Origin of the sequence: Aestuariivirga sp. (assembly GCF_046294715.1) — a bacterium.
Classification (GTDB): domain Bacteria; phylum Pseudomonadota; class Alphaproteobacteria; order Rhizobiales; family Aestuariivirgaceae; genus Aestuariivirga.
On the sequence record NZ_JBKBKI010000016.1, the window covers coordinates 20414 to 32555 of the forward strand.

Genomic DNA, 12142 nt, shown 5'->3' on the forward strand with positions numbered 1-12142 from the left:
GGACAATACCCATGCCAGACGCCAGGCCGGACGTGAACGCCGCCGCGAGCCAGCTCTCGACGGTGCGCGACTTCCTGCGCTGGACGATCTCCGAGTTCCGCGCCGCCAAGCTCGCCCATGGCCACGGCACGACATCCGCCACGGACGAGGCCGCCTTCCTCATCCTCGAAACGCTGCACCTGCCGGTGGACGACATCAACCCGTGGCTCGATGCCAGGCTGCTCGAGCACGAACGCAAGGCCGTGGCCACCGTCATCCGCCGCCGCATCGAAACGCGCATGCCCGCCGCCTACCTGGTGAAGCGTGCCTATATCCACGGCGTTGCCTTCTACGTCGACGAGCGGGTGATCGTGCCGCGCTCCTACATCGGCGAGCTCATGTTCTCCGGCATCTTTGGGGGCGAGGAGGCCGCGCTGGTCGAAGACGTCGGCACGGTGCAGAGCGTACTCGACCTGTGCACCGGCTCGGGTTGCCTCGCCATCCTTGCGGCGGGCTTCTTCCCCGAGGCGGAGATCGATGCGGCAGACCTTTCCTCCGCCGCGCTTGAGGTGGCGCGGATCAATGTCGCCGAACACGGGCTTGCGGACCGGATCAGCCTCATGGAGGGCGATCTCTTCGAGGCAGTGGATGGCCGCACCTACGACCTCATCATCTCCAACCCGCCCTATGTGGCGGGCGCCGAGGTCCACGCCTTTCCGCCGGAATACGGCCATGAGCCGATGATCGCGCATCTGGGCGGCGAGGACGGGCTCGACATCGTGCGCCGCATCATCGACGAGGCCCCCGACCACCTCAATCCGGGCGGAGGCCTCCTCTGCGAGATCGGCACCGGCCGCGAGCGCCTGGTGGCGGACTATCCCCATCTCGACTTTCTCTGGCTCGATACCGAGGAGTCGCAGGGCGAGGTGTTCTGGATCACGCGCGAGCAATTGCTCGGCGAGTAGCGCTCAGTCCCTCAGGCCGGTGGCGGTGACGAGATTGTCGTACATGCGCCGCGTCATGCGCGCCATCTGCGGCATCAGCGGGTAGCACTGGCGCAGGAGCTGGGGATAGGCGCCCTCCCCCAGGCACCTCTCGAGGGACGCGATGTAGCCCGGCAGCGAAGACCAGCCGGCCACCGTCTGCGGCGTGAACTCGCAATGGAATTGCGTGCTCATGGCGTGGTCGCCCACGGCCATGGCCTGCACCGGAATGAGCGGCGAACTGGCGAGCACCGAGGCCCCTTCCGGCACGCGCTTCACCTCCGCCATGTGCCACTGCATCACGCTGTGGCTCTGCTCGAGGCCGTGAGTCAGCCGGTGGCGCCTGGCCTCCTCGGTGAGTTGCACTTCGAAGACGCCCACTTCTCCCTCCTCGGCGAGCGATACCTCGCCGCCGAGCGCAGTGGCCAGCAGCTGGTGACCGAGACAGACGCCGAAATAGGGTTTCGCGCGCTCGGCCACCCATTCGCGGATCGCCTGCTTCTCCGCCGCCAGCCAGGGGTGCTGGTCCTCCTGCCAGGTGTCCTGCGCACCCCCAAGCACGAAGAGGAAGTCGTAGTTCGCAAGGCTGGGGATCTCCTGGCCCTCGAACAGCCGCACCGGCTCCGGAATGATCCCGTCCTCGGCGAAATAATCGAGGAAGCGGCCCGGATGGTCATGATCCATGTGCTGGAAGACGAGTGCGCGCTTCATCAAAGCTCCTTCATGCCGCGGCGGCGGGGAACCGCGGATGAAAGCGAAATGGCGCAAATCGCGCCGCCTGTCGAGTGCGGCGCGGCCTGGCGGGGCAGATCACGTCGGCCGGCCCTGCGGCCGGCGGACATCAGACGATCTGCAGGTTCACGGCCTGCGGTCCGCGGCCCTTCTTGTCGGGCTGGACCTCGAAGCTGATCTTCATGTTCTCCGCCAGCTCCGGAATGCCGGAGCGCTGCACGGCCGTGATGTGCACGAACACATCCTTGCCGCCACCTTCCGGCGAAATGAAACCGTAGCCCTTGGCCTGGTTGAAAAACTTCACAGTGCCGTTCTGGCGCATGAGAAGGGCGTCCCTCATCCATTTATACGTTGCGTCCGGACTCTGCCGCTTGTGGAAGGCGGCAGCGAACTTGGCTCAGCGGCGTCTTCAATGGAAAGGCACGTGCCCCTGCATTCGGGAGGCGGTCTTGACCAGTTGAACAGCACTGCCGGCGTCCGGACCTTGCCGCCCGGACAGGTTTCATTATGCGGCACCTATGCGCCCGGGGCAAGAGGGGGCTTCTGGAAAGACAGGGCTTGATCTTGGCCGCCTGCCGCCAATATCGTGTCGCTTCCACGGGGGATTTGCGATGAAGGCAGCATGGGGTCTGGCGGCGTTTGCGGCGGCACTGGGCGTTGCGGGCGTGGCCGCGGCAAAGCCCGTCCAGTCCACGAAATACACCTACTATACGATCAGTGGCGACAGCGCGGTCGAGATCTACGACGCAATGATCCGGAAGGGGCCCAAGGTTAACGGCGCCAAGGCCTATGCCGCCACCTCCGCCACCACCACCCAGGACGGGCAGTTGCTGCAGGGCTCCTCCTGCCGGATCGAGGGCTACCGCCTGAAGCTGGATTTCGTGATCAAGCTGCCGAAGATCCGCAACGAGAAGGTGCTGCCGGCCTCCGAACGCAAGCGCTGGCAGCAGTTTTCCACCTTCCTCAAGACCCACGAGGAGACCCACCGCAGCATCTGGATGGGCTGTGCCGCCGACCTCGAGAGGAAGGTGAAGGCGATCAAGGCCGGCTCCTGCTCGGACGCGGACCGGAAGGCCAACCAGCTCTGGGAGAAGATGCGCGCCGCCTGCGGCAAGAAGCACGAGGCCTTCGACGCGGCCGAGCAGAAGAAGCTGATGTCCCACCCCTTCGTCCAGCTCGTCTACCGCCGTGCCACCCAGACGCACGGCGCGAAGGTGAAGTAGGCCAGGCCTCGGCGAGAGGCCCTTACGCCCTCAGCACGCGCCCCGCCACGGCCTCGAGCTTCTTCAGCAATTCGCGATCGCGCTTCTCAGGCACCGTCATGATAGCGTGGTCCAGTGCCCGGTCGGAGCCGATGGGGCATGCGCGGTGCTCTTTCGGGAAATCGCGCGCGATGCGGCTGACGAGGCGCCTCGCATTGCCGGAATTGGCCTTCAGCACCTCGATGACCTTGGCGACGTCCACCTCGCCGTGCTCCTCGTGCCAGGAGTCGTAATCCGTCACCATGGCCACCGTGCAGTAACAGATCTCGGCCTCGCGGGCGAGCTTGGCCTCCGGCATGTTCGTCATGCCGATCACGGATGCGCCCCAGGAGCGGTAAAGCTGCGACTCGGCGAGCGTCGAGAATTGCGGCCCCTCCATCACCACATAGGTGCCGCCCCGCACATGGGCGATCGCCTCTGCCTCGAGCGCCGCCGCCACGGTCTCCATGAGGCCGGGCGAGACCGGATGCGCGAAGGGAACATGGGCCACGCAACCCGCGCCGAAGAAACTCTTCTCGCGCGCGAAGGTGCGGTCGATGAACTGGTCGACGAGCACGAAGGTGCCCGGCGGAAGGTCTTCCTTGAGGGAGCCGACGGCGGAGAGCGACACGAGGTCCGTCACGCCCGCCCGCTTCATCACGTCGATGTTGGCGCGGTAGTTGATGCTGCTCGGCGACTGGACGTGGCCCCGCCCGTGGCGCGGCAGGAAGACGACCGGCAGCCCCCCGACTTCGCCGCGCCGCACCTCGTCGGACGCCTCGCCCCAGGGTGAGGCGATGCGCTCCCAGCGGGCGTTCTCCATCGGAATGTCGTAGACGCCCGAACCGCCGATGATGCCCACGACCGATGCCGTCATCCCCTGCTCCCTTTCACCTCAGAATGCCCGAGACGGCCGCAAACGGAAAGGCCCGGGTCTGCACCCGGGCCCTGCTTGTCTCTTGCCGATGCAGGGATCAGTGGGCGTTGGCCCAGATCCGCTTCTTCACGAGATAGAGCATAAGCGCCAGGATGCCGAGATAGATCATCACCATGAAACCGGTGCGCTTCCGCTCCTCCATCTTGGGCTCCGCCGTCCAGGCCAGGAAGGCGGAAACGTCGCGCGCCATCTGGTCCACCGTGGCGGGTGTGCCATCGTCATAGGTCACCTGGTCGTCGGCGAGCGGCGGCGGCATGCCGATCCAGTGGCCGTTGGCGAAGAAGGGATTGTAGTGCTTGCCCTCGGGCTGCTCGGCGCGGAGTTCCTCCGTGAGCTGATCGTCAGCCACGTAGCCCGTCAGCACCGAGTAGACGTACTGTGGGCCGCCGATGCCGTTCACCAGCTGGTTGAAGGTGCCGTACCAGCCCGGACGGTACTTGGTGATGAGCGAAAGGTCGGAGGGGTATGCCCCGCCATTGGCGGCGCGCGCGGCTTCCTCGTTGGGGAATGGCGAGGGGAAGCGGTCGGAAGGAAGGCCCGGGCGCTCGAACATCTCGCCCGCCTCGTTGGGGCCGTCCTGCACGGTGTAGCCGGCCGCCAGCACCTTCACCTGCTCTTCCGAGAACTCGGGCCCGCCGGGCTCATGCAGGTTGCGGAACGAGACGTACTGCATGGAGTGACAGGCGGCGCACACCTCCTTGTAGACCTTGTAGCCGCGCTGCAGCTGCGCCCGGTCGAAGGTGCCGAATGGGCCTTCGAAGCTGAAGCTGATGCCCTTGGCCGGCTGCTGGCCTTCCGCCGCCTGGGCGGCACCCAGTGTCAGCATGAGGCCGGCCGCGGCGATTGCGAGTGTCTTGAGCAATGTCATGTCAGTTTCCCCCGGATCACTCAGCAGGCACGGCGGCGGTGGCAGGACGCTTCCTGGCGAGCACGTCGTCCGAGATGGAGGACGGCAGCGGCTTCGGGCTTTCGAGCAGGCCCAAGAGCGGCAGGATCACTAGGAAATGCGCGAAGTAGTAGATCGTGAGGATGCGCGAGAACACCACGTAGAGACCTTCCGCCGGCTTCGAGCCCAGATAGCCGAGGCCGATGCAGACCGCGACGAAGATCCAGAAGAAGCCCTTGAACAGGGGCCGGTAGGTGCCCGAGCGCACCTTAGAGGTGTCGAGCCAGGGCAGCGCGAACAGGATCAGGATCGAGCCGAACATGGCGATGACGCCGCCGAGCTTGTCGGGGATGGCGCGCAGGATCGCGTAGAAGGGCAGGTAATACCATTCCGGCACGATATGCGCCGGCGTCACCAGCGGGTTGGCCTCCTGGTAGTTGATCGCGTGGCCAAGATAGTTGGGCGCGAAGAAGATCCAGGCCGCGAAGAACATCAGGAAGATGACGATCGCGAAGGCATCCTTCATCGTGTAGTAGGGATGGAAGGGCAGCGTATCCTGCGAGCTCTTCACCGAAACGCCGGTCGGGTTGTTGTTGCCCGGCACGTGCAGCGCCCAGATGTGCAGGCCGACGAGGGCGGCGAGCACGAAGGGCAACAGGTAGTGCAGCGAGAAGAAGCGGTTCAGCGTCGGGTTGTCGACCGAGTAGCCGCCCCACAGCAGCGTGGTGATCGAGTCGCCAACGAAGGGAATGGCCGAAAACAGGTTGGTGATGACCTTGGCACCCCAGAAGCTCATCTGGCCCCAGGGCAGCACGTAGCCCATGAAGGCGGTGGCCATCATCACGATGTAGATCAGCACGCCGATCATCCACAGCACCTCGCGCGGCGCCTTGTAGGAACCGTAGTACATGCCGCGGAAGATGTGGATATAGACCGCGATGAAGAACATCGAGGCGCCGTTGGCGTGCATGTAGCGGATGAGCCAGCCCGAGTTCACGTCGCGCATGATGTGCTCGACCGAGGCGAAGGCATAATCCACATGCGGGGTGTAGTGCATGACCAGCACCACGCCGGTGACGATCTGGACGACCAGCATGACGGCGAGGATGCCGCCGAAGGTCCACCAGTAGTTCAGGTTCTTCGGGGTGGGGAAATCGAGCGCCTGGCCCTGCACCAGTTCCATGACGGGAAGGCGCTCGTGCATCCACTTTCCGAAAGCCGACTTGGGCTGATAATTCGAATGTCCGCTCATTGAGGAATGTCCTTCTTAGCCGATGCGGATCTTGGTGTCGGAGGTATAGGCATATGGCGGAACCGGCAGGTTCTCCGGCGCGGGGCCCTTGCGGATGCGGCCGGCCGTGTCGTAGTGCGAGCCGTGGCAGGGGCAGAACCAGCCGCCGTGCTTGGCGGAACCTTCGACCACCGCGTAGTCGCCCTCGTTGGCGATCGGCACGCAGCCCAGATGCGTGCACACGCCCATCATCACCAGGAACTGCTCCTTGCCGCCGACCACGCGGTTGACATCGGTGGCCTGCTCGCCCTCGGGCACGTTGGCGTTGCGCGCCATCGGGTCGGGGAGCTCGGCGATGGACACCGCCTTCGCGGCTTCGATCTCGGCCGGCAGGCGGTGGCGGATGAACACGGGATTGCCGCGCCACTTGATGGTGATCTCCTGGCCCTCGGCGATCGGCGCCAGATCGACCTCGACGGAGGCCAGCGCCAGAACCGAAGCGTCAGGGTTCATCTGGTTGATGAAAGGCCAGACCGTCAGCGCTGCGCCGACGGCCCCCACGGCACCGGTCGCGATATAGAGAAAATCGCGGCGGTTGGTTTCCGCATGTTCCGCTGTGGACACGTCTCTTCTTCCCTTTTGTTGCCGCGCCAGCCCGCCCCATGAGGTACGGGCCGGCGTTCCCCGGCGCTCAAACCCGCGACCTTTTGGCATTGCGACCGTGAGAAGTCTAGCCATCAAGTGTCGCAGTTCGCAGGGAATTCCGGCCTGCCCGGGCCTTGGTCTAAAGTTTGAGAATCATGATCGAAATCGCCCTCTACCAGCCCGATATCGCGCCCAACGCCGCCACCGTCGTGCGAATGTGCGCCTGTTTCGGCCTCACCTGCCGCATCATCGAGCCCGCCGGCTTCGTGATGACCGATTCCGCTTTCCGCCGCGCCGGGATGGACTATCTCGACAAGGCGGCACTGCGCCAGGATCGCTCCTGGGCCGCCTTCCGCCAGGCCACGGCCGGGCGGCGTAGCGTGCTTCTCACCACCAAGGCCGCCCTGCCCTACACCGAATTCGCCTTCCGCCCCGGAGACATCCTGCTGATGGGACGGGAAAGCTCGGGCGTGCCCGAGGAGGTGCACGAGGCGGTCGAAGCCCGCATCACAATTCCCCTGAAGCCGGGCTTGCGCTCGCTCAACGTGGCCCTTGCCTGCGCCATGGCGACGGGTGAGGCGCTGCGCCAGCTTCGGGGCTTTCCGTGAGGAGCAGGGCGAACGCCTGTTCAGCCGGGGGAGGCTGATGCTAGGCTCCGCCCGCCCACAGGAATCGTTCATGACCGCCCTCCTCCAAGCTCGCAAGACAGAGGCCCGCCGCTGGTTCGAGGCCCTGCGCGACGAGATCTGCGCAGCGCTCGAGGAGATCGAGACCGGCGCCCGCTTCGAGCGCAGGCCCTGGGAGCGGAAGGATGGCGGCGGCGGCGTCATGTCGATGCTGCATGGCAGCGTGTTCGAGAAGGCCGGCGTCCACACCTCAATCGTCCATGGCGAGTTCTCGCCCGAATTCCGCAAGCAGATTCCGGGTGCGGAGGAAGACCCGCGCTTCTGGGCCTCCGGCATCTCGCTCATCATCCACCCGTCGAACCCCTTCGTGCCCGCCGTTCACATGAACACCCGCTTCATCGTGACGACGAAGAGCTGGTTCGGCGGCGGCGCCGATCTCACCCCCATGCTGGACCGGCGGCGCAACCAGGAGCACCCGGACTCGCTCGAATTCCACGCCGCAATGAAGGCCGCCTGCGAGGCTCATGCGGTGGCGGATTATCCGCGCTTCAAGGCGTGGTGCGACGAGTATTTCTTCCTGCCACACCGGAACGAGCCGCGCGGCATCGGCGGCATCTTCTACGACCATTTCGACTCGGGCGACTGGGAGGCCGACTTCGCCTTCACGCAGGACGTCGGCCGCGCATTTCTCGGCGTCTATCCGAGGCTGGTCCGCCGCAACATGGCTCTTGCCTTCACCGAGGCCGACCGCGAGGAGCAGCTGGTCCGCCGCGGCCGCTACGTGGAATACAACCTGCTTTACGATCGCGGCACCATCTTCGGGCTGAAGACGGGAGGAAACGTCGAATCGATCCTCTCCTCGATGCCGCCCATGGTGAAATGGCCCTGATTTCCGGGAGAACGGCAATGGACCTGAGGAACGGCTTCGACATCAAGCGCTACATCCGCACCATCCCGGACTATCCCAAGCCCGGCATCATGTTCCGCGACATCACCACGCTGCTCTCCAGCATGCACGGGTTCCGCGCCGCGGTGGACGAACTCGCCTGGCCGTTCCTCAAGGGCGAGATCGACTATGTGGCGGGGATCGAGGCGCGCGGCTTCATCCTTGGCGGTGCCGTGGCCCACAATCTCGGCCGCGGTTTCATCCCCATCCGCAAGAAGGGCAAGCTGCCATCGCGCGTCATCGGCCAGGAATACGCGCTCGAATATGGCGTGGACACCATCGAGATCCATGCCGACGCGATCCAGAAGGGAGACCGCGTGCTGCTGATCGACGACCTCATCGCCACCGGCGGCACGGCGGGTGCTGCGATCGACCTGATCCGCAAGTCGGGCGGGGAAGTCGTCTCCGCCGCCTTCGTGATCGACCTGCCGGATTTAGGCGGCGCGGCGAAGCTCAAGGCCAAGGGTGTCAAGGTGCACACGCTGGTGAGCTTCGAGGGGCATTGAGGGCGGCTAGGCCGGTCGCCTCGGCGTCAATACCTTGCCTTCGAAGGAGAACACCAGTTCGCCCCTCTGGTTGAAGCCCTCGTTGAGCGTGAAGACGAGGCCCCATCCGGGCCTGGACTTGAGTTCGCGCTTGCCGGTGACGGTGGAGCGGTAAGTGACGGTGTCGCCCGGCGTCACCGGCTTCAGCCAGCGCAGATTGGTGAATCCCGGCGAGGGCCCGACGGGCGCCGGCACTCTTCCCTCGGCACGGAGCTTCGCTTCCGCCCGCTGGTTGCTGGCCACGTAATGCTTCATCCAGGCCGAGGCCGTGTGCCAGCCCGAGGCCGAGAGCACGCCGAAGGGGCCCTTCCGTGCTGCCTCCTCGTCGAGATGGAAGGGCTGCGGATCATATTGCGTCGCGAAGGCGAGGATCGCCTCCTTGGTGAAGTGATGGCTGCCGAGATCGACGACGCGGCCTTCTTCGATCTCCTCGAGATAGAGCCCGATCATGGCCGGCGCACCCGCATGAACTGCACGCCAAGCATCTCCAGCTTGAGCTCGCCCCCGGTATTGAACATTTCGAACTTCATGCGGAGAATGCCCATCTCGGGCCGCTTGGAGGAGACCCTGCGGGAAAGCACGGTGGCGCGGCCGGTGAGCGTCTCGCCCGCATAGACGGGCTTCAGCCACTTCACCTCCTCCATGCCGTTCGAGGCCATGGCGGCCGACTTGTTGGCATAGGCCTCGACCGCGAGCCGCACCGCGATGGCGCTCGACTGCCAGCCCGACGCCGCCAATCCTCCGAGCACGGAGCGTTTCGCCTCCTCCTCGTCGAGATGGAATGGCTGCGGGTCCCACGCCCGGGCGTAGGCGATCACCTCCTCCTTCGAGAGGTGATAGGTGCCGAAGGGGATGACCATGCCTTCGGGAAAGTCCTCGTAGTGAAGCAGGTCCGCCATGGCCGGAAGCGCTATGTATTGAACCGGAAATGCATCACGTCGCCGTCCTTGACGACGTAATCCTTGCCCTCCAGCCGGAACTTGCCCGCTTCGCGCGCGCCGGCCTCGCCGCTGTTCGCGACATAGTCGTCATAGGCGATGGTCTCGGCGCGGATGTAGCCCTTCTCGAAATCCGTATGGATGACGCCTGCAGCCTGAGGGCCCCTGGTGCCCTTGGTGATCGTCCAGGCGCGCGCCTCCTTGGGGCCCACGGTGAAATAGGTGACGAGATGGAGAAGGTCATAGCCCGCGCGGATCACGCGGTTGAGGCCGGGCTCCTCGAGTCCCACCGCCGCGAGGAAGTCCTTCTGCTCGTCGGGCGCCATCACGGCGATCTCGCTCTCGATTTTGGCGGAGACGACGACGGCCACGGCATTCTCCTCCGCAGCGCGCTTGAACACGCGGGCGGAGAATTCATTGCCCTTGTCGGCGGAGGCCTCCTCGACGTTGCACACGTAGAGCACTGGCTTGGACGAGAGCAGGCCGAGGCCGCGGAAGTTCTTTTCCTCTTCCGGTGTCCTCTCCACGAGGCGGGCGGGCTTGCCCTCGCGCAGCAGCGTGAGCGCCCGGGTGATGAGGGCGGCGAGTTCCTTCGATTCCTTGTCGCCCTGCTTGGCCTTCTTCTCGATGTTGACGATGCGCTTCTCCAGCGAGTCGAGATCGGCCAGCATCAGCTCGGTTTCGATGGTCTCGATGTCGGCGATGGGGTCGATCTTGCCCTCGACATGGGTGATGTCGCCATCCTCGAAGCAGCGCACCACATGCGCGATGGCGTCCACCTCGCGGATGTTGGCGAGGAACTGGTTGCCGAGCCCCTCGCCCTTCGATGCGCCGCGCACCAGCCCCGCGATGTCGACGAAGGTGAGGCGCGTCGGGATGATCTGGGCGGAGCCTGCGATCTTCGCCAGGATATCCAGGCGCGGGTCCGGCACCGCCACGTCGCCCACGTTGGGCTCGATGGTGCAGAAGGGGTAGTTGGCCGCCTGCGCCGCGGCCGTCTGCGTCAGCGCGTTGAAGAGCGTCGACTTGCCGACATTCGGAAGCCCGACGATGCCACACTTGAAACCCATCAGTTCTCTGCCTTCTTCGGCGGTTTCTCCGGCGCTGGATTGAGCGCCAGGTGCACCTTGTTCTGGAATGACCCCTCATCACCCTTGACGAGGAGCGGAATGTGATCGGCCACCGCGTCGAGCAGCGGCTCGAGCCACGCCTTGTCGGCCTTGGCGAAATCGCTCAGCACATGCGGATGCACCATCGCCTTGTCGCCCGGGTGGCCGATCCCCAGCCTGACGCGCACGAAATACGGCCCGCAATGGGCGATCATGGACCGGATGCCGTTATGCCCCGCGGCACCCCCGCCGAGCTTCACCCGCATCTTGCCGGGCTCGAGGTCGAGCTCGTCATAGAGCACGAGGAGGTTCGCCGGGTCGACGTCGTAGAAGCGCATGGCCTCGCCGACGGAGCGGCCGCTCTCGTTCATGTAGGTCATGGGCTTCAGCACCAGCACCTTTTCGCCTTCGAGCACGCCCTCCGAGGTCTCGCCCTGGAAGCGCTTGCGCCACGGCGAAAAGCCATGGCGGCGGACAATCTCGTCCACCGCCATGAAGCCGATATTGTGCCGGTTGCCCTGATATTTGGAGCCCGGGTTGCCGAGCCCCACGATGAGGTGCATCTGGCCCTCTTCGAAAGAAGATTACTTCTTCTTCGCGGGAGCGGCCGCGGCCGGTGCGGCACCCTTGGCAGGAGCGGCACCCTTGGCGCCCGCGGCGGGAGCCGCTGCAGCGGCGGCAGGCGCCTTCTGGTTCGTCGCCGGAACCTCGGCCGTCGCGGCCTCTGCCGGGGCTTCCTCTTCCTTGGCCTGGGCGGTGATGGCGCAGAGCGTCACGTCGTCCAGGGCGGCCGAGGTGACGCCCTCGGGCAGCGAGATGTTGGAGAGGTGAATCGACTGGCCGATCTGCATGCCCGAGACGTCGACCGAGATCTCGTCCGGGATGAGGTTGGCCGAGCAGTTCAGCGCCACCGAGTGCGAGACGATGTTGAGCGTGCCGCCCTGCTTGATGCCCGGGGCCACGTCCTGGCCGGTGAAGTGCACGGGCACGTTCACCTTGATGCGGGCTTCCTTGCCAAGGCGCAGGAAGTCGATGTGGATGATGAAGTCGCGCACCGGCTCGAACTGGACGTCGCGCGGAATGGCGCGCACCGTCTTGCCGTCGACGTCGAGGTCGATCAGCGTGGAGAGGAAACGGCCGGTCTCGACGTGGGGGAGAACGTCGCCGTAGGTGAGCGAAACGAGCTGGGGTTCCTGGCGGTCGCCATAGACGACGCCGGGGATGAGGCCTTCACGGCGGACTGCGCGAGAGGCCCCCTTGCCTGCCCGGGCGCGCGACGCGGCCTTGAGCTGCACGATCTTGGACATTGGTCTGCTCCTGATATGAATTGCCCGCCCCGCCTTC

The 12142-nt window shown here is 65.4% G+C and carries 16 protein-coding genes; 5 read left to right on the forward strand and 11 right to left on the reverse strand.

Annotated elements, in window-relative coordinates:
* Positions 1-11 precede the first annotated feature (11 nt).
* A complete protein-coding gene (gene prmB / locus ACK4HL_RS12085; protein WP_409760606.1) occupies positions 12-944 on the forward strand; it encodes a 50S ribosomal protein L3 N(5)-glutamine methyltransferase in 933 nt (310 codons plus the stop codon).
* A gap of 3 nt (positions 945-947) precedes the next feature.
* Here prmB and ACK4HL_RS12090 read toward each other — a convergent pair whose 3' ends face one another.
* Positions 948-1673 (reverse strand): type 1 glutamine amidotransferase, encoded by a 726-nt coding sequence (locus tag ACK4HL_RS12090; protein ID WP_409760608.1) that lies wholly within the window; start codon positions 1671-1673, stop codon positions 948-950.
* Positions 1674-1803: 130 nt separating this feature from the next.
* Positions 1804-2016, reverse strand: coding sequence for a cold-shock protein (locus tag ACK4HL_RS12095; protein ID WP_409760748.1), 213 nt, complete (start codon positions 2014-2016; stop codon positions 1804-1806).
* 289 nt (positions 2017-2305) lie between these two features.
* Between ACK4HL_RS12095 and ACK4HL_RS12100 the strand changes: the two genes are divergently transcribed.
* Positions 2306-2917 carry a DUF922 domain-containing protein gene (locus tag ACK4HL_RS12100; RefSeq protein WP_409760610.1) on the forward strand — a complete coding sequence of 204 codons (612 nt, stop codon included), beginning with the start codon at positions 2306-2308 and terminating at the stop codon, positions 2915-2917.
* Between the two features lie 22 nt (positions 2918-2939).
* On the opposite strand, the gene ACK4HL_RS12105 is transcribed toward ACK4HL_RS12100, so the two are convergent.
* The 4 genes from ACK4HL_RS12105 to petA form a co-directional block, all read right to left on the reverse strand.
* Positions 2940-3812 carry an S-methyl-5'-thioadenosine phosphorylase gene (locus ACK4HL_RS12105; protein ID WP_409760612.1) on the reverse strand — a complete coding sequence of 291 codons (873 nt, stop codon included), beginning with the start codon at positions 3810-3812 and terminating at the stop codon, positions 2940-2942.
* 97 nt (positions 3813-3909) lie between these two features.
* On the reverse strand, positions 3910-4740 hold the full coding sequence (locus ACK4HL_RS12110) for a cytochrome c1 (protein WP_409760614.1): 831 nt from the start codon (positions 4738-4740) through the stop codon (positions 3910-3912).
* 16 nt (positions 4741-4756) lie between these two features.
* The gene (locus ACK4HL_RS12115) at positions 4757-6010 is read right to left on the reverse strand and encodes a cytochrome b (RefSeq protein WP_409760616.1); all 1254 of its coding nucleotides are present in this window, start codon (positions 6008-6010) and stop codon (positions 4757-4759) included.
* Between the two features lie 15 nt (positions 6011-6025).
* Positions 6026-6613 carry a ubiquinol-cytochrome c reductase iron-sulfur subunit gene (petA, locus tag ACK4HL_RS12120; protein WP_409760618.1) on the reverse strand — a complete coding sequence of 196 codons (588 nt, stop codon included), beginning with the start codon at positions 6611-6613 and terminating at the stop codon, positions 6026-6028.
* A gap of 176 nt (positions 6614-6789) precedes the next feature.
* On the opposite strand from petA, the gene ACK4HL_RS12125 reads away from it, so the two are divergent.
* From ACK4HL_RS12125 to ACK4HL_RS12135, 3 genes are all read left to right on the forward strand, one after another.
* Positions 6790-7242 (forward strand): tRNA (cytidine(34)-2'-O)-methyltransferase, encoded by a 453-nt coding sequence (locus ACK4HL_RS12125; protein WP_409760620.1) that lies wholly within the window; start codon positions 6790-6792, stop codon positions 7240-7242.
* A gap of 70 nt (positions 7243-7312) precedes the next feature.
* Positions 7313-8149 (forward strand): oxygen-dependent coproporphyrinogen oxidase, encoded by an 837-nt coding sequence (gene hemF / locus ACK4HL_RS12130; RefSeq protein ID WP_409760622.1) that lies wholly within the window; start codon positions 7313-7315, stop codon positions 8147-8149.
* Positions 8150-8166: 17 nt separating this feature from the next.
* Entirely contained in the window at positions 8167-8712 is a 546-nt protein-coding gene (locus ACK4HL_RS12135) for an adenine phosphoribosyltransferase (protein WP_409760624.1), read from the forward strand.
* A gap of 6 nt (positions 8713-8718) precedes the next feature.
* Here ACK4HL_RS12135 and ACK4HL_RS12140 read toward each other — a convergent pair whose 3' ends face one another.
* From ACK4HL_RS12140 to ACK4HL_RS12160, 5 genes are read right to left on the reverse strand one after another with little or no spacing between them, the layout of a single operon-like run.
* Positions 8719-9201 carry a MaoC family dehydratase gene (locus ACK4HL_RS12140; protein WP_409760626.1) on the reverse strand — a complete coding sequence of 161 codons (483 nt, stop codon included), beginning with the start codon at positions 9199-9201 and terminating at the stop codon, positions 8719-8721.
* Entirely contained in the window at positions 9198-9650 is a 453-nt protein-coding gene (locus ACK4HL_RS12145; RefSeq protein WP_409760628.1) for a MaoC family dehydratase, read from the reverse strand. The genes ACK4HL_RS12140 and ACK4HL_RS12145 overlap by 4 nt, the downstream gene beginning before the upstream one ends.
* A gap of 11 nt (positions 9651-9661) precedes the next feature.
* Positions 9662-10759 carry a redox-regulated ATPase YchF gene (ychF, locus tag ACK4HL_RS12150; RefSeq protein WP_409760630.1) on the reverse strand — a complete coding sequence of 366 codons (1098 nt, stop codon included), beginning with the start codon at positions 10757-10759 and terminating at the stop codon, positions 9662-9664.
* A complete protein-coding gene (pth, locus tag ACK4HL_RS12155; protein ID WP_409760632.1) occupies positions 10759-11361 on the reverse strand; it encodes an aminoacyl-tRNA hydrolase in 603 nt (200 codons plus the stop codon). The genes ychF and pth overlap by 1 nt, the downstream gene beginning before the upstream one ends.
* Positions 11362-11382: 21 nt before the next feature.
* On the reverse strand, positions 11383-12105 hold the full coding sequence (locus ACK4HL_RS12160) for a 50S ribosomal protein L25/general stress protein Ctc (RefSeq protein ID WP_409760634.1): 723 nt from the start codon (positions 12103-12105) through the stop codon (positions 11383-11385).
* Positions 12106-12142: the final 37 nt, after the last annotated feature.

What these genes read in the sequence shown, in the direction of transcription:
- prmB (WP_409760606.1), top strand. Translation starts at nt 12, where the DNA reads ATGCCAGACGCCAGGCCGGACGTGAACGCCGCCGCGAGCCAGCTCTCG.
- ACK4HL_RS12090 (WP_409760608.1), bottom strand. Translation starts at nt 1,673, where the DNA reads ATGAAGCGCGCACTCGTCTTCCAGCACATGGATCATGACCATCCGGGC.
- ACK4HL_RS12095 (WP_409760748.1), bottom strand. Translation starts at nt 2,016, where the DNA reads ATGCGCCAGAACGGCACTGTGAAGTTTTTCAACCAGGCCAAGGGCTAC.
- ACK4HL_RS12100 (WP_409760610.1), top strand. Translation starts at nt 2,306, where the DNA reads ATGAAGGCAGCATGGGGTCTGGCGGCGTTTGCGGCGGCACTGGGCGTT.
- ACK4HL_RS12105 (WP_409760612.1), bottom strand. Translation starts at nt 3,812, where the DNA reads ATGACGGCATCGGTCGTGGGCATCATCGGCGGTTCGGGCGTCTACGAC.
- ACK4HL_RS12110 (WP_409760614.1), bottom strand. Translation starts at nt 4,740, where the DNA reads ATGACATTGCTCAAGACACTCGCAATCGCCGCGGCCGGCCTCATGCTG.
- ACK4HL_RS12115 (WP_409760616.1), bottom strand. Translation starts at nt 6,010, where the DNA reads ATGAGCGGACATTCGAATTATCAGCCCAAGTCGGCTTTCGGAAAGTGG.
- ACK4HL_RS12125 (WP_409760620.1), top strand. Translation starts at nt 6,790, where the DNA reads ATGATCGAAATCGCCCTCTACCAGCCCGATATCGCGCCCAACGCCGCC.
- hemF (WP_409760622.1), top strand. Translation starts at nt 7,313, where the DNA reads ATGACCGCCCTCCTCCAAGCTCGCAAGACAGAGGCCCGCCGCTGGTTC.
- ACK4HL_RS12135 (WP_409760624.1), top strand. Translation starts at nt 8,167, where the DNA reads ATGGACCTGAGGAACGGCTTCGACATCAAGCGCTACATCCGCACCATC.
- ACK4HL_RS12140 (WP_409760626.1), bottom strand. Translation starts at nt 9,201, where the DNA reads ATGATCGGGCTCTATCTCGAGGAGATCGAAGAAGGCCGCGTCGTCGAT.
- ACK4HL_RS12145 (WP_409760628.1), bottom strand. Translation starts at nt 9,650, where the DNA reads ATGGCGGACCTGCTTCACTACGAGGACTTTCCCGAAGGCATGGTCATC.
- ychF (WP_409760630.1), bottom strand. Translation starts at nt 10,759, where the DNA reads ATGGGTTTCAAGTGTGGCATCGTCGGGCTTCCGAATGTCGGCAAGTCG.
- pth (WP_409760632.1), bottom strand. Translation starts at nt 11,361, where the DNA reads ATGCACCTCATCGTGGGGCTCGGCAACCCGGGCTCCAAATATCAGGGC.
- ACK4HL_RS12160 (WP_409760634.1), bottom strand. Translation starts at nt 12,105, where the DNA reads ATGTCCAAGATCGTGCAGCTCAAGGCCGCGTCGCGCGCCCGGGCAGGC.